Source organism: Pelagibacterium montanilacus (assembly GCF_003992665.1).
Lineage (GTDB): Bacteria > Pseudomonadota > Alphaproteobacteria > Rhizobiales > Devosiaceae > Pelagibacterium > Pelagibacterium montanilacus.
In genome coordinates this window covers 223,254-242,059 of record NZ_RZMX01000059.1, presented here as the reverse complement: position 1 = coordinate 242,059, position 18,806 = coordinate 223,254, and the positions used below count along the sequence as shown (strand labels likewise).

Below are 18,806 nucleotides of genomic sequence, written 5' to 3'. Positions count from 1 at the left end.
TGGTCTTTGTCCTAGTAGCTGAGCGGTGGGCGTGGGGCGTCGGTGGGTTCGGCCAGGCGCATGGTGTCGGTGTTGTCCGCGTCCAGCTCCTGGTAGGCGCGATATCCGAGCACCAGAAGGAAGGCAAAGAGCGCAAATCCGATCACGATGGCCGTCAGGATCAGCGCCTGGGGCAGCGGATTGGCCGCGCCCTCTATCGGCACGTATTGCGAGCCGGGAATGATGGGCGGGATCTCGGCGGTCAGCCGGCCGGCGGTGAAGATCAGCAGGTTCACCGCATTCGAGAGCACCACCACGCCCAACAGCATGCGCACCACGGCCCGCGACAGCAGGAGATAGAGCGATACGGCGAAAAAGGCTGCGATCAGCCCCGCGAGTGCGACTTCCATTAGTCCATCTCCTCGTCGTCGTCCTCGAGCGCGAAGGCGATGGCCGAGACCGAGCCCACGACCACCGCATAGACCCCGATATCGAAGATCAGCGGCGTGGACAGCGGCACCTCCGTGCCGTCGACCTCGAAGATCCACCACAGCCCGGTAAAGGCCGGCATGCCCACGAGAAGCGAGGCCAGCCCGCTCAGCGCGGCGAGGAACACGCCGAATCCGGCCAGCGAGATCGGGTGCACATGGAGCGCGCGCCGCGCTTCGGTCACGCCGCAGGCGATGCCGTAGATCGCGAGCCCGGAGGCCCCGATCAGCCCGCCGATGAACCCGCCGCCCGGCTCGTTGTGGCCGCGCAGCAGAACGAAGATCGAATACATGATCATCAGGGCGGCCAGCCCGGGGGCGACCGTGCGGAAAATCACCGTGTTCATGATGCAGCCCTCCGGGAGGTGCGGGCGGGCTTAGGCGTGCCGGCCCGTTTTTTGGGGGTTTTGCGGGCCCTGAGCTGGATCACCGACAGGATCGCGACACCGGCCGCCATCACCACGGCGATCTCGCCCACGGTATCGATCGCGCGGTAGTCCACGAGGATGACGTTGACGATGTTCCGGCCATGGGCGATCGGGGTGCTCGTCGCCTCGAAAAGCTCGGAAAGCGACAGGTCCAGTTCGGTCTCGAGCACGCCCAGCAGCACGATGGCAAAGCCGATGGCCGCGGCGATCGCGATGGCCCCGTCGCGCACGGCCACTTCCAGCTCGCGATGGTCGCGCCCGTCCACATGCAGCCGGGTCATCACCAGCGCCATGATCACCACCGAGAGCGTCTCGACCATGAACTGGGTAAAGGCGAGGTCCGGCGCGCCGAACAGAAGGAAGATCAGCGCCACGGCAAAGCCCTGGATGCCCAGCGCCGCGATCGCCACCAACCGGACGCGCGAGAAGACCACCGCCCCCAGACCGATCAGTGCGATCGCGATCGCACCCCATTCATAGAAGGTCAGCACGGGGAAGCCGGGCATGGCGGGGAACGTCCCGGTCAGCGCCATGGGCAGGTAGAGCGTGGCGACCAGCACAACGAACATCACGAGCACATACATCTCGAGCTTGCCGTGGTGGAGCAACCGGGTCACCGCATCGGCAAAGCGGATCAGCCCGAACATGGCCGCGTCGAACCCGGCGTCGAAGGTGAACCCGATGGCATTGCCCGTGCGCCGCAGCCCCGAGCGCACCGCGTCGGCCTTCCAGAACACCAGCGCGCCCAGCGCCCAGGTCGCGAGCGAGGCCCAGACCGCCGGATCGGCGAGATCGAAGGCGAACGCCACATGGGCATCGACCGCGGTATTGGTAATCGTGGAGGCCGTGGGGCTGAGCACGTAGGTGTTCACCAGCCCGATGAGCACGCCCGCCGCGATCCCCGCGATGCCCAGCACCACCGGCCCCGCGAGCAGCGAGAGCGAGCCCTCATGGGGCTTGTGCGGCGTGGCGGTCAGCGCGCCGGTAAACGGCTTTATGGCGATCAGAAGACCCACGGCCATCATCAGCCCGTTGCCCACGATCAGCACGACGAGGAACAGAAGGTCCGGCCACACCCCGCCGGTCAGCGCGATATACATCTCTTCCTTGGCAAAGAACCCCAGCGCGATGGGAAAGCCGGCCATGGAGAACGCCGAGAGCAGTGCCGCCACGAAGGTGATCGGCATCGCCTTGCCCAGCCCGCCCAGCGCGGTGATGTCGCGCGTGCCCGTGCCGTGGTCGATCACCCCGGCGATCATGAACAGCGCGCCCTTGAAGAACGAGTGCGCGCACAGATAGAGGATCGCGCCGAGAATGGCGTATTCGGTCCCCACCCCGATCAGCATCACCAGAAGGCCCAGCGAGCCGAGCGTGGTATAGGCCAGCATCTGCTTGAGATCGGTCTGGCGCACCGCCAGCGCGCCGCCCATCAGAAGCGTCGCGCCACCGAAAAGCGTCAGGATCCAGAACCATTCCGGCGTGCCGCCCAGCACAGGGCTCATGCGCGCCAGAAGATAGACGCCCGCCTTCACCATGGTGGCCGAGTGCAGATAGGCCGAAACCGGGGTCGGCGCTTCCATGGCATTGGGCAGCCAGAAATGCAGCGGCACCTGCGCGGACTTGGCGAAGGCGCCGCCCACCACCAGCAGCAGCGCCACGAGATAGAGCGAATGCTCCTGGGCGGTGCCCGCGCTCATGAGCATGCCGGTGAGCGAATTCTGCCCGGTCATCACTGTCAGCGCGATCAGCCCGGCCAGCAGTGCAAGCCCGCCCCCGCCGGTGATCACAAGCGCCTGGATCGCGGCACGGCGCGCGGCCTGGCGGGAGTGATCGAACCCGATCAGAAGGAAGGAGGTGATCGAGGTCAGTTCCCAGAACACGAACAGGGTGAAGACGTTATCGGCCAGCACCAGCCCGAGCATCGAGCCCATGAACATCAGGATATAGGCGAAGAACCGCCCCTGATGGGGATGGCCTGCCAGATATCCGCCCGCATAAATGACGATGAACGTGCCGATTCCCGAGATCAGCAGCCCGAAAACCAGGCTCAGCCCATCGATGAAGAACGAAAAGCTGATGCCGTAGGTGGGGATCCAGTCCAGCGATGCACGGATCACCTGATTGTCGGCAACCGGCGTGAAAAAGCCAATCAACGTCACAAAGATGCTCGCGGGGACGATGGCCAGCACCCATCCTGCGAGCGGACCCACGAATCTCTTGAGAAGGGGGGCGATGGCTGCGGCGAGGAACGGCGCCACGGCGATCAGCGCTACAGAAAAATCGATAGTCGGTCCCAACGGTTCCCCCGGCTCGATCGTAATGGGCATGTCCGCTGCGCTCTATATACGCGGCATCCATGAGACGTAAGCGGAATCAGCGTGCAGACATTACCTATCCCTGCCGCAGGCTCAACCAAAACCGGACACATCACGGGAACGTCGACTTGTGCTGGCGAGTTGTGCACACCATATTTCCTGCAACAAGACCACGTTCCATCATGGATCAGGACGGAGGGAAAATGACCGATACCAGTAAGATTTCCGAGCGCGAATGGCGCGACAAACTGACGCCCGAACAATATCACGTCACACGCGAGCACGGCACCGAACGTCCTTTCACCCACCCGCTCAATACCGAAAAGCGGGACGGCACCTATTACTGCGTCTGTTGCGGTTCGGCGCTGTTCACCTCAAACACCAAGTTTGACTCCGGGTCCGGCTGGCCGAGTTTCTACGAACCGGTGAGCGAGGGCGCGGTCAAGGAGATCGACGATCGCAGCCATTTCATGCGCCGCACCGAAATCCGCTGCGCCAATTGCGACGCCCATCTGGGACACGTCTTTCCCGACGGACCGGCGCCCACGGGCCTGCGCTACTGCATGAACGGCACGTCGCTGGACTTCAAGACCGAGGATTAGGGTACGAATTTCCCCTGCAACGGGCGCTGCCAATCCGGCCGCGCCCGTTTTCTGGCGCGCCTCGGCCCTCCCTCCCCGCGCCTTGCAGGCGTCACATGAGGGCGATAATCGAGAAGCGATCCCACCAATCGGCCCCAAGGACATCGGATTGACTCAGCCCACACCGCCCCTCGCTCCGCAGCGCCCCTTCGAGGACACCCGCCACGGTGTGACGCGCCAGGATCCCTATTGCTGGCTGCGCGCCGAAAACTGGCGCGAGGTGATGGCCGATCCCACCACGCTCCCGAGCGATATTCGCGCCTATATCGAGGCGGAAAACGCCTGGTACGAGGACCGCTTCGGCACCCCCACACGCCCGCTGCAGGACGAAATCTACGCCGAAATCCGCGCGCGCATCAAAGAGGAGGACAGCTCGGTCCCCTCGCCCGACGGCCCCTTCGCCTATTATTCGCGCACCCGCGAGGGCGACCAGTACGCCCTTATCTGCCGCACCCCGCGCGAGGGCGGCGGCGAGGACATCCTGCTCGACTGCAACGCGGAGGCCGGCGAGGGCTATTTCGGGTTCGGCGGCGCCGAACACTCCCCCTGCCATTCCATGCTCGCCTGGGCGGCGGACCGGAACGGCTCGGAATATTACACCATTCTCATCCGCGACCTGGACACCGGCACCGACCGGGCCGAGCGTATCGAGAAGGCCGGCAGCGGTGCTGTCTGGGCCAGTGACTCGACCGCTTTCTATTATGTCGAGCTCGACGAGAGCCATCGCCCCTTCCGCGTGCGCCGGCACGTGCTCGGCACGGCCCAGGCAGAGGACGCGATCGTCTATGAGGAAGCCGATCCCGGCTTTTTCGTCGGCGTGGGCGAAACCCAGTCTCGGCGATTCATCACCATTTCCGCCCATGACCACCAGACCTCGGAAGTCTGGCTGATCGACGCCGAGCAGGGCGGTGACCCGGTCTGCGTCGAGCCCAGGCACGAGAACACCGAATACGATGTGGAGGAACGCGGCGGCGTGCTGTTCATCCACACCAATGACGACGAGGCCGAGGACTTCAAGATCGCCACCGCGCCCATCGACGCTCCGGGCCAGGCCAACTGGACCGATCTCGTCGCCCACGAACCGGGCACGCTGATCCTCGACATCGAGTTGCTGGCCAATCACCTCATCCGCCTCGAGCGCCGCGACGGGCTGCCGCGCATCGTGGTGCGCGATCTGCGCGACGACACCGAGGAAACCATCTCCTTTCCCGAGGAGGCCTATTCGCTCGGGCTCATGGGCGGCTATGAGTTCGACACCGCCACCATCCGGTTCTCCTATTCCTCGCCCACCACCCCGGCCCAGATCTTCGATATGGATCTCGAGACCGGCGAGCGCACCCTGCGCAAGCAGCAGGACGTGCCCTCGGGCCATGATCCGGACCTTTATGAAACCCGGCGGCTGTTCGCCACCGCCCCCGATGGCGAGGAGGTGCCCGTCACCCTGCTCTACCGCCGGGGCCTCGCGCTCGACGGCTCGGCGCCGCTCCTGCTTTACGGCTATGGCTCATACGGCCATTCGATCCCCGCGAGCTTTTCGGTTTCCAACCTCTCGCTCGTCGATCGCGGCTTTGTCTATGCGGTCGCCCACATCAGGGGCGGCATGGACAAGGGCTATCGCTGGTACAAATCGGGCCGCGCCGAGCACAAGACCAACACCTTCACCGACTTCATCGCCGCGGCCGAAATGCTGGTCGCCAAGGGCTATACCTCCAAAGGCCGGATCGTCGCCGAGGGCGGGTCGGCGGGCGGCATGCTCATGGGCGCCATCGCCAACATGCGGCCTGATCTGTGGGCCGGCATCGTGGCCAATGTGCCCTTCGTGGACGTGCTCAACACCATGCTCGACGACACCCTGCCGCTCACCCCGCCCGAATGGCCCGAATGGGGCAACCCCATCGCCTCGCGCGAGGCCTATGACAGGATCGCGTCCTATTCGCCCTATGACAATGTCACCGCGCAGGACTACCCCCCGATCCTGGCGCTCGCAGGGCTCACCGATCCGCGGGTGACCTATTGGGAGCCTGCAAAATGGGTGGCGCGGTTGCGCGCAACCAAGACCGACGCCAATGCATTGTTCCTGCGCACCAACATGGACGCGGGCCATGGCGGAGCGTCCGGGCGTTTCGAGCGCATCAGGGAAACGGCGATCACCTACGCCTTTGCCCTTCATTGCGTCGGAATGGCGGAAACTTCCACGCCCGCGCATTGAACCGTGCCGCACCGGCCAATATATAAGGCCGTACAAAATCTCGGAAAAAGCCGATCTTTCCGGCTTTCTTCCCTCTGAAAATTTTCATTTGAACGATCAAGGAGGCCCTTTCATGAGCTTTACTCTTCCCGACCTTCCCTATGCCTATGACGCGCTGGGACCGTACATGTCGGCCGAAACCCTCGAGTTTCACCACGACAAGCACCACCAGGCTTACGTGACCAATGGCTCGAAACTGCTCGAAGGTTCGGGCCTGGAAGGCAAGTCGCTCGAGGAGATCGTCAAGCAGAGCCATGGCAAGAACCAGGGTCTCTTCAACAACGCCGGCCAGCACTACAACCACATCCATTTCTGGAAGTGGATGAAGCCGAATGGCGGCGGGCGCTCGCTGCCCGGCAAGCTGCAGGCCGCGATCGATTCCGATCTTGGCGGGTTCGACAAGTTCCGTGAGGACTTCCTTGCCGCCGGCGCCGGCCAGTTCGGTTCGGGCTGGGCATGGCTGACCTTCAAGGATGGCAAGCTCGAAGTCACCAAGACGCCCAATGGCGAGAACCCGCTGGTCCATGGCGGCACCCCGCTGCTCGGCGTCGACGTGTGGGAGCACTCCTATTACATCGACTACCGCAACGCGCGGCCGAAATATCTCGAGGCATGGTTCGACAACCTCGTGAACTGGGACTATGTCGCCGAGCTTCACGAAGCGGCCTCCTGATCGAATGTGCTCGCCCCTTTCGAGGGGAGGTATCGATGCGCCCCGTCTCGCAAGAGGCGGGGCGTTTTCTGTGGTCGGCGCGACGCAAAAAAAGCGCCCGGCCCTTCCGACTCTCCGGATCGCCGTGTTAAGAGCGCGTTAAGCATTCGGCTTATCGGAGCGTCAACCTTGTCCCTGCCCCTGCCCATCGTTGCAGTGCTGTCCACCAGCAGGGCCCTGTCCTCGATCCTTGGGGCCACCCTGCGCGACAGCGCCGACTGGCGGGTGCGCGAGTTCACCAACCCCGAAGCCATGGCCGCCTATATGCGCATCTCGCCGGTCGCGCTGGTGGTCTGCGACTATGATCTGGGCCCCAATGACAACGCCGCGGACCTCGTGGCCCGCATCCGCACCGACGAGCTGATCGTCTCGCGCGCGGTCGAAGTCATCGCCATGAGCCGGACCGTTGAGGCAAAAATGCGCGAGCGCTGCGCCATGGTGGGCATCAACGAGGTCGTCGCCAAGCCCATGAGCCCGCGCTATCTCGCCGAACGGGTCACCGCCCGGATCGCCGCCAGACGCCAGGCTCCCGCCGAACCGCGCCCCGCGCCGGTCCACCGCCCGCGCCCGACCCTGGCCGAGGACGACAACGTCGTCTCGCTGCTCGCCCACAAGGCCCTTCGCGCCCGCGCCATCCGGGACGAATGCCCCGCTCACTGAGGCTGGCCACGAGCGCCTACCCCTTGAGCCGGGACAGCCGCGTCCAGAGATCTTCGATCGTATCGGAAAACTGCACCAGATCGTCGGTGCCCCTGCCCAGCCCCACCGAGGCCACGTCGCCGATGAACCCGCGCACCACCTCGAAGGCGCGCTTGCGGTTCAAAAGCCCCACCGGCTTGCCGCTCGCCGCGCCGCCGGCCGAAATCCAGGCCGCGTGCAGATCGGCCGCCGAATCGAGCCGTCCGGGCAGCCCGATCAGCGCCTGGGCGTCCCGCGCGGCCATGGCGAGCGCCTCGGCGCGGGTCTGCACCCGTTCGATCCGCGCGCCCTCGAGCGGCGCCTTGATCGCGTCGTCCTCGCGGCCGATCATCAGCACCTCGCCCCCGGCCCGCAGCGCGCCGGCCACCAGATGGGCGGGGGCCGAGCCCTTGTCGGTCACGACCACGATCAGCGCCCCGCGCCGGGCGAGCCACTCGCCCACCTCGCCGTAAAGGGCGGCATGGGCGGTGGTGCCGTTGTCGGCAAAGACGGCGACGGTCCTCAGACTGGCCATCAGCTCTGACTGCCGGGATATGGAGCGGTCGCGCCTCGGGTCGGTGCGTGCATCGATCAGGGGGTCCGTTTCATGGGCTCGGGGTTCGGATGCGCGACAAATCAAAAACCTGCTTCTCCCATTCCGATCCGATCGGAACAGGGCCTTGCCCTAGCTATAACTTCTGGGCCTTGCGCGCGACAAGAGCCGGGACGGCGATTTACCACGATCGCGGGTTTGGCTTGGTCCCGCCCCCCGTGCCGCTAAAGTGTTTCGAAGAAAAGGGGAACACTGTTCCGGTTCGGAATCGCGACAGATCAAGCACTCTTCAGGCATTGGACGAGACTGCCATGGCCCTCACACGCCGCCGCTTCACCACCGCGCTCCCCGCGCTCGGGCTCGCCGCACTCGTCGGCCCCGTGCCCCTGCGCGCCCAGGATCTGGGGCTGGTGCCCGGCGCCGAAATCGACCAGACCGACATCCTCCAGGCCGCCCTTGATGGCCTCGCGCCAGACGGGGGCCGGCTTGTCCTGCCCGCAGGCCGCGTCATGGTCAGGACGCTCGATCTGCCCTCGGGCGTCTCGCTCGAGGGGGTCCCCGGGGCCAGCGTTCTGGCCCAGCTCGGCTCGGGCCCTCTGCTCGCGTCCCGCGGCGCATCCCATATCACGCTCGCCGGGCTGACCCTGGACGGCAATGGCTCGGACGCCGATCTCTGGCATGGCGGGCTCATCCATATCGAGGATTGCCCTTCTCTCACCATCGCCGACTGCACCGTGCGCGCCACCGGCCTTAACGGCATCGCGCTCCACCGCTGCGCCGGGGACGTCCGGGACTGCTCGATCACCACCAGCGCGCTCACCGGCCTTTTCAGCTATGACGCGGCCGGGCTGCGCTTTTCGGGCAACACGATCGCGGACTGCGACAATGGCGGCATCCGCATCTGGCGCGGGGAACCCGGGCCCGACGGCACGCTCATCACCGGCAACCGGATCGCCCGGATCGGCTGGACCGGTGGCGGGAACGGGCAGAACGGGAACGGGATCAACATCTTCCGCGCCGACGAAGTGATCGTTGCCGACAACCACATCGCCGACTGCGCCTTTTCCGCGGTGCGCCTCAACGCCACCGCCAACACCCAGGTGCGCGGCAATCTCTGCCTCTCATCGGGCGAGGTGGCGATCTTTTCGGAGTTCGAGTTCTCGGGCTCGATCATCTCGGACAACATCGTCGATGGCGCCGCTGCCGGCATCTCGATGACCAATTTCAGCGAGGGCGGACGGCTGGCGGTGTGCTCGGGCAACATCGTGCGCAACCTCGCGGGCCCCTCCCAGACCAACCCCGACCTCGAAACCCCCTATGGCATCGCCGCGGAAGCCGATGCGCTCATCGCCGACAATCTCGTCGACACCGTCGCCGGCGTCGGCATCAGCGCCGGCTGGGGCCCCTATCTGCGCGACGTTTCGATCACCGGCAATCTCATCCGCGACACCGAAATCGCCATCACCGTCTCGGTCGCCCCAGACGCGGGCAGCGCGACCGTGATCGGCAACACCATCTCGGGCGCCCGCCGCCACGCCATCGCTGGCACCGCCTGGTGGGACATCGAGACCCCCGACCTCACCGCCGACCCCGCGCGCCATCCCGCCCTCACCGTCTCGGACAACACGATCCTCCAGCCGTAACCCGCCTATCCCCCCGGAATCGGGGGAGGCAACGGCTGCGATCGTCTGGCACCATGGCTCTGTTTCCAGATTTGGAGAGTGCCATGACGCGAACCCTGATCGCTACGCTTTTGGCTGGCGCAACGCTCCTGGTTACCGGCTGCGCCAACAGCGTCATCAACGACCCTGAAGAAATGGCCAGACGCCACGCCGAAGTCGCCCGCAACCAGGCAGCGTGGGACGATTTCTGGGGTGGCGGCACGGGTAGCGGCGGCAGCGCGGTGGGGAGCACAACGACCAGCAGCGCCCCGGCACCCCTGCCGTCGGTCCGGACCCAGGCCCCCCGCCGCTGCTACCAGACCTCGGCCACCCACCAGACCTGCTTCGACTGAACGGCAGCGCTGACGCGGGCCGCCCCATCTCCGTCGAGGGTTTGGGAGGCGGCGACAAATCTACCCGTCGCTCCGGGGGAGTGATTGGAGCCGTCGAGGATGTCTGCCTGGGCAGCGTTTACCGCTGACAGCTCGACCTCAGGAAATCGCGCATGAAGGCACCTCCAATTCAGCCGCCCCAGCTCCCCTTCTCCCCTTGCGGGAGAAGGTGGCCGCGAAGCGGTCGGATGAGGGGTCTTGCAGCCCCCTCAAACGCGCGCTGCGGTCAGCCTGATCGCCCGCATCGCCACGGAGCAAGCCTGCCCGCGTGCTCCCCGGAGCGTTTCCAGGAAAAGTGTTTCCACTTTTCCGGTTCGGAAACGCGACACATTAAAGACTTAGAGCTCCTGTTCTGATTCAGTCAGAACAGGATATGCTCTAAACCCTGATCCGCGCGGCGGCGTCGGCCTCGAGCACGCCCACCTCCAAGCCCGTCCAGTTGCGCACCACCTTGCGCGCATTGCGCTCGAGAATGGCTTTCGCCTCGCCGTCGGGCGCTGCGATGCCGAGGAGCAGATTGGCCACCATCGCGGTGGCGGCGGGCACGCTGCCATCGTCGCATTTGAGCGCAAAGCCCAGCCCCCTGTCGCGCAGCGCGCCGCAGAACACCCCGTCCGCGCCGTATTTGATCGACAGCCGACCCGCGAACGCCCCCATCAGTTCAGTGTCGAACGAACGCGAGCCCCCGACAAAGAAGGGATGGGCAGTCACCGCGTCGAGGATTGTGCGCGCCGCCGCGCCCGTCGCGTCATCGAGTCCCTTCCCGCTCGCCATCCGCGCCATGCCGCCGGCAAAGGCCGAGAGCGGCGCGGCGCAGGTGGGGATCGAACAGCCATCGGTGCCGCACTGGCCCGGCGCCAGTTCCTGCCCGATCACCGCCTCGATCCGCGCCCGGACTTCTTTTTGTACTGGATGGTCGGGGCGCACATACCCCTGGGGGTCGGCGCCCAGCGCCCGCGCCACCGCCAGCATGCCCGCATGCTTGCCCGAACAGGCGTTGTGCAGCGCGCTCGGCTTTTCCCCGCGCGCCAGCATATCGCGCCGTGTCGCCGAATCGAGCGGCGGATGGGCCCCGCATTCCAGAGCATCGGCATCCAGATCGAGTCTGGCGAGAATGCGCGCCACGAGGTCTGTGTGGGCCTTCTCTCCGTTATGGGAGGCGCAGGCGATGGCGAGCGCTTCACCCTCGATCCCGAACATCTCTGCGGCGCCGGAGGAAAACATCGCCAGCGCCTGCATGGTCTTGATCGCCGAACGCGGGAACACGGCCCGCCCCGCATCGCCCACCGCAGCGAGGATGTCCCCATCCGGTCCGCATACGCAGATCGCGCCGGTGTGGCGGTTTTCGGTCAGCGGGCCACGCACGAAGCGGGCGAGTTCGGGATTGGTCGGCATCGGGTGGGGTGCTCGTGTCGGGTTCTCGGGTCAACCTCCGTTGGAGCCCGTGAACCCGCCGATGTCAACGCCGCCCGGCCCGGGCCTCCGCGATCAGGGCCAGCCGGGGGTGAGGTAGCGCGAATTGACCCAGCCCTCGGTGGTCTCGCGCCTGACCAGGCACCAGTCCGATCCGCTCTGGCTTTCGATGCAGCGCTCGACCCACACCCAGGCCTGTGGGCCCAGGACCCCGACCTGCTGGGAATAGGCGGCCGGCCAGCGGCGCACGTTGAGCTGATCCCAATGGGCCACGTCGCTGACCTGCGCCAGGGTAGCCACGTCATAGCCCTGGGCATGGGCGGGCGGTGCGAAAATGCCCGAAGCGGCCACTGCGATCAATCCGCCCATGAGTGCAGGAAATGTGAGTTTGGACACAATGCTCATTGTCAGACCCCCGGTCCTCTGTAAATGTCGAGGCTTCAGTGGTAGCTCTTGCGTCTTGAACTGCTTCTGAGGTTGGCGTTCAGCAGGCGTTCACCGCTGATCCGCTGCCAGTGCCATTACGTTCCCGGGCGGGGATTTCGCCCGCAGGGACAGGAGGAGATACGGTCGATGTCGGCAACCCGGCTACTCGTACTCGCGTTCGTTCGCGCTCACGGGCGCGCCCACGGCTATATGATCGGGCAGGATCTGCTCGCCTGGAAGGCTGATCAATGGGCCAATACAAAGACCGGTTCGATCTATCACGCCCTGCGCCAATTGACCCGCGAGGGGCTGTTTGACGCGATCGAAGTGGAAGCCTCAGAAGAGGGGGCCGCACGGACGGACTATGCGCTCACGCCCGACGGCGAGGAAGAATTTCAGCGCCTGATGGAAGTTGCGCTGACCCGGCCCGATCCGCGCCCCGACATGTTCTGCTCGGGCCTGATCATGATGTCCGCCCTCCCGCGCCAGACGGTGTTGGTCTATCTGAGCCGCCGGCTTGCGGTGCTGTCGGACTATCGGACCAATGTCGTCAGCGCCACCGGCAACGCCCGCTGGGCGGGCGAAAAGGCCCTCCCGCCCCATGTGGAGGCGCTGCTCAGCTACTGGATGCACCATTCGAGCTGTGCTTATGAATGGGTGTCGGACCTTTACGCGCGCATTGAAGGCGGGGCGTACGTCTTTGCGGACGAGACGTCCGACGCCTTCGGTGTGCCCGGGGCCTCAGTGTCGCGCGCCTGAGGCTCCCGCTCCCGGTGCCCTGTCGATCCTGTCGACGAGTGCGCAGGCCCGCATGCGGCAGGCTTCTGCGCCCTCGGACCGGCTGGCCACGACCTGATCCACCAGGGTGCGTGGCGTCACAGGCGGCCAGATGCGGATACGCCACTTGTCCTCGTAGACCGTGCGGATGCGATAACCCTTGTATTCGAATTCCGACATGATGGCCTCCCTGCCAGATCTGTCGAGCCCCTAAAGGGGCCTTGAGCGCCGTTGGGAAAAGTGGAAACACTTTTCCGGTTCCGCCTTAAAGCTCTTTTTCTGATTGGCTCAGAACGGGAGCTCCAGTGTGATGGATCGGCGCGACACTTCGATGTCCATGCCACGGCTCACCAAGGTTTTTTCGCCTTTTTTGGACCCGCCAGGGACCTGCCGACGCGCAGATCAGCGTGCGTTTGAATGAACGATCACGCCCTATCAACGCCGATCAGCGCCTCTTGGTCGCATATCGTTGCACCGATCTGTCGCAGGTTAATGAAAATCGCGTGATCGCGGCACGATGCGGGCATTGCGCGGGTGGTGCTCGCTGCGCGACCGTATGGGCCGCTTGACCTCGTCGGCGCGCGCCGGTTCGAAGGCCGCCTTGTGGGACATCGCCAGGCTTTCGATCCGGTCCGACAGGTCGTAAACCCCTGAGGCCATGACGTGAATCACCCCCTCGGGGCTTTTCTGGATCACTCCCTCGATCAGCGCCAGCCGCGCCGCCATCACCGCCCGGCGGTAGCGCTCGAACCTGTTGGCCCACAACAGCGCATTGGCCACCCCGGTTTCGTCCTCGAGGGTGATGAAGATCGCCTTGCCATTGCCCGGTCGCTGCCGGATCAGCACCACGCCCGCCACCTTCACCCTTGATCCGTCAGGCTTTTCCGCCAGTCCGGCGCAGGTGGCCACCCCTTCGCTGGCAAAGGTTTCGCGCAGGAAGGCCATGGGGTGCGCCTTGAGCGAGAGCCGCGTTGTCTGGTAATCGGCGATCACCTGCTCGGCCAGCGGCATCTCGGGCAGGTTCATGTCCGCTTCTTCCACGAATTCAGGGGCTTGGGCTGCGGCAAACAGCGGCAAGGGCTCGTCCTCGGGCAGGCGCCGTGCCGCCCAGGCCGCGGCCCTGCGGTCCAGCCCCACGGACCCGAACGCGTCCGCATCGGCCAGCAGCGCCATGGCGCGGCGCGGCAGGCCCGTGCGCTGCCAGAAATCCTCGAGACTGCTGTAAACCCTGGTTCTTCTGGCCACGATCCGGCTGGCCCATTCTTTCTTGAACCCGTCGATCTGGCGAAATCCCAGCCTCAGATCGCGATATTTGTCCCCGCCCGGCTCGAGCACATTATCCTGTGCGCTCGAATTGATGTCGACGGGCAGAACTCTCACATCGTGTTCGCGGGCATCGCGAACGATCTGGGCGGGGGCATAAAATCCCATCGGCTGGGAATTGAGCAGGGCGCAGGCAAAGACGTCGGGGTGGTGGCATTTGAGCCAGGCGGAGGCATAGACGAGCTTGGCAAAGCTCGCCGCGTGGCTTTCGGGAAACCCGTAATCGCCGAACCCCTTGATCTGGTCGAAGCACCGCTGGGCGAAATCGCGCCTGTAGCCGCGCGCCACCATGCGCTCGACCATCAGGGCCTCGAACCGGCCCATGGTCCCGTTGCGCCGGAAGGTTGCCATGGCCTTGCGCAACTGGTTGGCCTCCCCGGCGGTGAACTCGGCGGCGACCATGGCGATCTTCATGGCCTGCTCCTGAAAAAGCGGCACCCCGAGGGTGCGCAGCAGCACCTTTCTCAGTTCGTCCGGGTCATGGGGCGGCGCGGGCGAAGGCAGATCGACGGTTTCCTCGCCATTGCGACGGCGCAGATAGGGATGGACCATGTCCCCCTGGATCGGACCGGGCCGGACAATGGCGACCTGGATGACGAGGTCGTAGTACTCTTTTGGCTTGAGCCGGGGCAGCATGTTGATCTGGGCCCGGCTTTCCACCTGGAAGACCCCGATGGAATCGCCTTTCCGGAGCATGGCGTAAACCGCCGGATCGTCCCGCCCGATGCTCGCCAGATCATGGGCTTTTCCATAATGGGCGTAGAGCAGTTCGAAGCCCTTGCGGATGCAGGTGAGCATGCCGAGCGCCAGGATATCGACCTTCATCATCCCCAGCCGGTCGATGTCGTCCTTGTCCCATTCGATGAAGGTGCGGTCGGCCATGGCGGCGGGGGAAATGGGCACGTATTCGTCCAGCCGCCCCTGGGTGAGCACGAACCCGCCCACATGCTGGGAGAGGTGGCGCGGAAAGCCGATCAGCCGAGCTGCAAATTCCATGGCCTGGGTGATGCGGGGGTTGTCCGGATCGATGCCGGCCTGGCGCAGATGCCCGGCCAGCGGCTCTTTCCGGCTCCAGCTCCCCCACACGGTCGAGGCGATGCGCGAGGTGATGTCTTCTGAAAGCCCCAACGCCTTGCCCACTTCGCGAATGGCGCTTTTGGGCCGGTAGGTGATCACGGTCGCCGCGATTCCGGCCCGATGCCGGCCATAGACCTCGTAGATGTGCTGGATGACCTCCTCGCGGCGCTCGTGCTCGAAATCCACGTCGATATCGGGCGGCTCCCGGCGTTCCTTGGACAGGAACCGCTCGAACAGCAATTCGCTTTCCGCCGGGTTCACCGCGGTGATCCCCAGCGCATAGCAGACCGCCGAATTGGCCGCCGATCCCCTGCCCTGGCAAAGGATTCCCTTGTCTTCTGCAACCCGCACGATGTCGAAGATGGTGAGGAAATAGCAGGCGTAATCGAGCTCGGCGATCAGCCTGAGCTCGGCTTGGATCAACCCGCGGACCTTGTCGGGCACCCCGTCCGGGTAGCGCATTTCGGCCCGGCGCCAGGTCAGCTCCTCGAGCCAGGACTGGGGCGAAAGGCCCGGCGGGATGGGCTCTTCGGGATATTGGTAGCGCAACTGGGAGAGGGAGAAATCGATCTGGTCGAAGAACCGGCCGGTCTCCGCGATGGTTTCGGGCAGGTCGGCCAGAAGGTGCTCCATTTCCCGGGCCGATTTCAGGTGCCGCTCGGCATTGGCCTCGAGCAGCGGCCCCGCATTGCCGATGGTCACGCCCTCGCGGATGCAGGTGAGAATGTCCTGGAGGTCGCTCTGCCCGGCCGCGTGATAGAGCACGTCATTGGTGGCGATCAGCGGCACCCCGGTCGCAAGGCCCATCTGGTGGAGCAGCGCCAGCCGCCGACGGTCCGTGCCCCTCAGCCCCATCCTCGCGCCCAGCCAGACCGCCCCGCCCGTCCCGCTCCTGAGCCGGCCCATGATGGGGTCGAGCGATCCGATATCCTCGGGCGGCATCACGATCAGCGACAGCCCCGCGCACGAGAACAGCAGATCGGCAAACTCCAGGGTGCACCTGCCCTTGCCCGCCTTGAGCTTGCCCTTGGTCAGCAGGCGGCAGAGCCGCCCCCAGCCCGCCAGGTCCTGTGGATAGGCCACGATATCGGGCGTGCCGTCCGCAAAGACCAGCCGCGCGCCCACCGCCAGCCTGAAGGCCCTGGCCCGGGCCGCGATTTCCGCGGTCGAGACCGGAAGCGCGCTCCCGTCGTAGCGCTCGACGAGCACATATTCCCCCGGACCCGAGCCCTGGCGGAGCTTTTCGACCGGCATTATGCCCTCGCGCAGATCCTCGAGGGCCCCATGGGCCCTGACCACCCCCGCCACCGAATTGACGTCGGCGATCCCGATCCCCTCGAGCCCGAGCAGGATCGCGGACAACACCATATCCTCGGGATGGGAGGCGCCGCGCAGAAAGGAGAAATTGGTGGCCGCCACCGGCTCTGAAAACCCGCTCATGGAAAGAGCCCATGCATGAACCAGCGCCCGCTCTGGGGTTCCCGGTCATAAATCCCGTACCGGAACAGCCAGAAGCGATAGCCCTTTTGGTCCTCGACCCGAAAATAGTCCCGGCTCAGCCTGTCCCGGGTCTCGCGCCACCATTCGGGCGCTATGCGCTCAGGGCCTTCGACCAGCGCCACGTCATAGAGCACCTTGCGCCAGCGGAACCGCCGGGGCGGGCCGTGGGGGATCTCGGCGATCACCTCTATGGGTTCGGGCGGCGTAAGCAGCAGGAGCGGGCGCAGGCCGACTTTCGCGGTCGGGCTGTCCTTGCCCTTTTCGCGTCCCGGGGCCTCGATGGTCGAGGTGGTTTTTGCGGCACGCTCGGGAAGATGGCTGCCGGTAAAGACGAAGCTGCGCACCGCATCGGCCCCGAACCGGGCGCACAGCCGGTCGAGAAGATCCTGAACATCCTGCTCGGCGCTTCCCTCCCCGTCGAGCCGTTCCTGGGCCGGAGGCGCCCCGTCCCGTGAAAGGGCCGAGAGCCGGATCATGTCGAACCCGAAACCGGGATCGAGCGGGTCGGCAAGTGCGCCAAGGCGCATATCGATCAGCCGCGCGAGGGTGCCAGGCACCCGCAAGGGCTGGCCCGAGATCACCTCGAGCCGCCTTACCGCCCCGTCGGCCCGGAAGAAGCTGACCTCGAAGTGTCGGCCGCCCTGCCCTTGGTGCTCGAGCTTGCGGCAAAGCTCGGCGCACAGCGTCCCCAAAGCCGCATCGATGTCGTCCTTGAGCCCCAGCGGATCGGCAAACCGCATCTCGACGACGAAGTCGGGCGCAGGCCTGAGCGGGATGATGGGCTGATCCACCTCCCCAAGTACCTGGGCCAGCTTCCATGTCAGCGCGCTCGAGAACCGCGCGGCAAGGGGTTTGCGCGGCCGCTCTGCCAGATCGGCAAGGGTCGCGAGCCCGGCCCGGCCCATGGCCTGGGTGGTGTCCCGATCCATCTCGAGGGCCGACACCGGCAGCCCTGCCAGAAGCTCGCGCTCCTCTCCCGGCGGCACGATGCCGCCCGGCCCGAACCGACACAGTGCCCGTGCCGCCTGCGGCGTACCGGCAAGCGCTGTGCGCACCCGCAGCCCCGCCGCTTTCATGCGTCGGGCAAGATCGGCCATCAGGGCCTTCTCGCCCCCGAACAGATGGGTGCTGCCCGATATTTCAAGGATCAGCCCATGGTCCGGATCGGGCGCCAGGACAGGAGTATAGCGGTCGCACCACTCGGTCAGCTTGTCCATGAGCGCACCATCGGCTTCCGGGTCGTCCTCGACCACGTCGAGATCGGGAACGCGCGCACGGGCGTCGGCGAAGGCCAACCCGGGCAACAGCCCCAGCCTGCGGGCCCGCGGACAGGCCCCGGCAAGGCGCAATGCACCCCTGGTCCGCGCGACGGTGACGAGCGGGCGATCATCCGGCTTTTGCCCTTCCCTGATACGCAGGCCGGCCAAACGGTCGGTCGAAAGACAGGGGAACCACAGGGCCAGATAGCGCCTGCTCGAGGAACGCTTGTTCTTCATGATCCCATTCCACACGCCAGCGCCGCCCGGCCACGCCGAAGCGGTATTTGAGCAATTCGACTTCCACTGCAGGCGAACCGGGCAGCCCCAGGCCCGGAGAGCGCGAGGGCACGGCACGGATGCCCCACCGGGCCATCGCCGCACTCGCAGAAGGGCTTTCTCCGGTCCTGACCACGATCACCGGCGTGTTCTGCCGCCTTGCGGCCAGAGAAAGCCTGCGGGAGGCCTTGAGATCGAGCTCTTTTGCCTCCCCCATGGTTTCGAGCACGACCGCGGAAATGCTCCGTGTTCCCGCGCCCTCCTCGGCCGCCTTGAGCGCGGATTTGAGGTCGCGCACCGTGACCAGAAAGATGCGCGAAGGCTCCAGCCCCGCTGCGAAAAGCCCCTGTCCGTAAAGGGCGCCCGCTTCACGCCCCGAGCCCCGGCACCGGATCCAGATGCAGCTTTTCGCCCGCTTCCCCGAAGGCCCGGGCAGGAAAAGCGCAAAGCCGAGCGCTGCGGGAAGGTCGCGCACCGAGCGCGCGAAAACCTCCTGCACACCCCTTTGGGTGCGCACGGCTGCGAGAACCGAGCCGAGCTCGGTGGTGGACCCCGAGGGTCCGTTGATGACGGGCGCGCATGAGCCTTCCAGCCCGGAAAGCATCGTGCGCAACCTCTCGACTTGAGTGAGCGCCATGGGTCTGCACACCAAATGTTCCT

General features: G+C 65.7%; 17 protein-coding genes. 7 read left to right on the top strand and 10 right to left on the bottom strand.

Features of this window, described 5'->3' with window-relative positions:
• Positions 1–11: 11 nt before the first annotated feature.
• The 3 genes from EO136_RS17145 to EO136_RS17135 are packed head-to-tail and all read right to left on the bottom strand — an operon-like array spanning position 12 to position 3,222.
• On the bottom strand, positions 12–389 hold the full coding sequence (locus tag EO136_RS17145) for a Na+/H+ antiporter subunit C (protein WP_127145612.1): 378 nt from the start codon (positions 387–389) through the stop codon (positions 12–14).
• Positions 389–814, bottom strand: coding sequence for a Na+/H+ antiporter subunit B (locus tag EO136_RS17140; RefSeq protein ID WP_127145611.1), 426 nt, complete (start codon positions 812–814; stop codon positions 389–391). Before EO136_RS17140 ends, EO136_RS17145 begins: the two co-directional genes overlap by 1 nt.
• Positions 811–3,222: a putative monovalent cation/H+ antiporter subunit A gene (locus tag EO136_RS17135; protein WP_127145610.1), complete on the bottom strand. Its 2,412-nt coding sequence runs from the start codon at positions 3,220–3,222 to the stop codon at positions 811–813. Before EO136_RS17135 ends, EO136_RS17140 begins: the two co-directional genes overlap by 4 nt.
• A 191-nt stretch (positions 3,223–3,413) precedes the next feature.
• On the opposite strand from EO136_RS17135, the gene msrB reads away from it, so the two are divergent.
• The 4 genes from msrB (at position 3,414) to EO136_RS17115 (ending at position 7,471) form a co-directional block, all read left to right on the top strand.
• Positions 3,414–3,812 carry a peptide-methionine (R)-S-oxide reductase MsrB gene (gene msrB / locus EO136_RS17130; protein ID WP_127145609.1) on the top strand — a complete coding sequence of 133 codons (399 nt, stop codon included), beginning with the start codon at positions 3,414–3,416 and terminating at the stop codon, positions 3,810–3,812.
• Positions 3,813–3,960: 148 nt separating this feature from the next.
• Complete coding sequence (locus tag EO136_RS17125) at positions 3,961–6,060, top strand: S9 family peptidase (protein ID WP_127145608.1); 2,100 nt, start codon at positions 3,961–3,963, stop codon at positions 6,058–6,060.
• Between the two features lie 112 nt (positions 6,061–6,172).
• On the top strand, positions 6,173–6,772 hold the full coding sequence (locus EO136_RS17120) for a superoxide dismutase (RefSeq protein ID WP_127145607.1): 600 nt from the start codon (positions 6,173–6,175) through the stop codon (positions 6,770–6,772).
• Positions 6,773–6,940: 168 nt separating this feature from the next.
• Positions 6,941–7,471: a response regulator gene (locus tag EO136_RS17115; protein ID WP_164730665.1), complete on the top strand. Its 531-nt coding sequence runs from the start codon at positions 6,941–6,943 to the stop codon at positions 7,469–7,471.
• 16 nt (positions 7,472–7,487) lie between these two features.
• Here the strand turns inward: EO136_RS17115 and EO136_RS17110 are convergent, their stop codons facing one another.
• Positions 7,488–8,024: a hypothetical protein gene (locus tag EO136_RS17110; RefSeq protein ID WP_127145605.1), complete on the bottom strand. Its 537-nt coding sequence runs from the start codon at positions 8,022–8,024 to the stop codon at positions 7,488–7,490.
• Positions 8,025–8,353: 329 nt separating this feature from the next.
• On the opposite strand from EO136_RS17110, the gene EO136_RS17105 reads away from it, so the two are divergent.
• Entirely contained in the window at positions 8,354–9,685 is a 1,332-nt protein-coding gene (locus tag EO136_RS17105; RefSeq protein WP_164730664.1) for a TIGR03808 family TAT-translocated repetitive protein, read from the top strand.
• A gap of 83 nt (positions 9,686–9,768) precedes the next feature.
• The gene (locus EO136_RS17100; RefSeq protein WP_127145603.1) at positions 9,769–10,056 is read left to right on the top strand and encodes a hypothetical protein; all 288 of its coding nucleotides are present in this window, start codon (positions 9,769–9,771) and stop codon (positions 10,054–10,056) included.
• 417 nt (positions 10,057–10,473) lie between these two features.
• Here the strand turns inward: EO136_RS17100 and EO136_RS17095 are convergent, their stop codons facing one another.
• Both EO136_RS17095 and EO136_RS17090 read right to left on the bottom strand, forming a co-directional pair.
• Positions 10,474–11,490 carry an asparaginase gene (locus EO136_RS17095; protein WP_127145602.1) on the bottom strand — a complete coding sequence of 339 codons (1,017 nt, stop codon included), beginning with the start codon at positions 11,488–11,490 and terminating at the stop codon, positions 10,474–10,476.
• A gap of 93 nt (positions 11,491–11,583) precedes the next feature.
• The gene (locus EO136_RS17090) at positions 11,584–11,913 is read right to left on the bottom strand and encodes an SH3 domain-containing protein (protein ID WP_127145601.1); all 330 of its coding nucleotides are present in this window, start codon (positions 11,911–11,913) and stop codon (positions 11,584–11,586) included.
• 168 nt (positions 11,914–12,081) lie between these two features.
• Between EO136_RS17090 and EO136_RS17085 the strand changes: the two genes are divergently transcribed.
• A complete protein-coding gene (locus EO136_RS17085; RefSeq protein WP_127145600.1) occupies positions 12,082–12,693 on the top strand; it encodes a PadR family transcriptional regulator in 612 nt (203 codons plus the stop codon).
• On the opposite strand, the gene EO136_RS17080 is transcribed toward EO136_RS17085, so the two are convergent.
• The 4 genes from EO136_RS17080 to EO136_RS17065 form a co-directional block, all read right to left on the bottom strand.
• Positions 12,676–12,891 carry a hypothetical protein gene (locus tag EO136_RS17080; RefSeq protein WP_127145599.1) on the bottom strand — a complete coding sequence of 72 codons (216 nt, stop codon included), beginning with the start codon at positions 12,889–12,891 and terminating at the stop codon, positions 12,676–12,678. The two genes, EO136_RS17085 and EO136_RS17080, sit on opposite strands and share 18 nt — an antisense overlap.
• A gap of 309 nt (positions 12,892–13,200) precedes the next feature.
• The gene (locus EO136_RS17075; protein WP_127145598.1) at positions 13,201–16,551 is read right to left on the bottom strand and encodes an error-prone DNA polymerase; all 3,351 of its coding nucleotides are present in this window, start codon (positions 16,549–16,551) and stop codon (positions 13,201–13,203) included.
• Positions 16,548–18,107, bottom strand: coding sequence for a DUF6504 family protein (locus tag EO136_RS17070; protein ID WP_246018429.1), 1,560 nt, complete (start codon positions 18,105–18,107; stop codon positions 16,548–16,550). Before EO136_RS17070 ends, EO136_RS17075 begins: the two co-directional genes overlap by 4 nt.
• Positions 17,998–18,783 (bottom strand): ImuA family protein, encoded by a 786-nt coding sequence (locus tag EO136_RS17065; RefSeq protein ID WP_127145597.1) that lies wholly within the window; start codon positions 18,781–18,783, stop codon positions 17,998–18,000. Before EO136_RS17065 ends, EO136_RS17070 begins: the two co-directional genes overlap by 110 nt.
• Positions 18,784–18,806 lie beyond the last annotated feature (23 nt).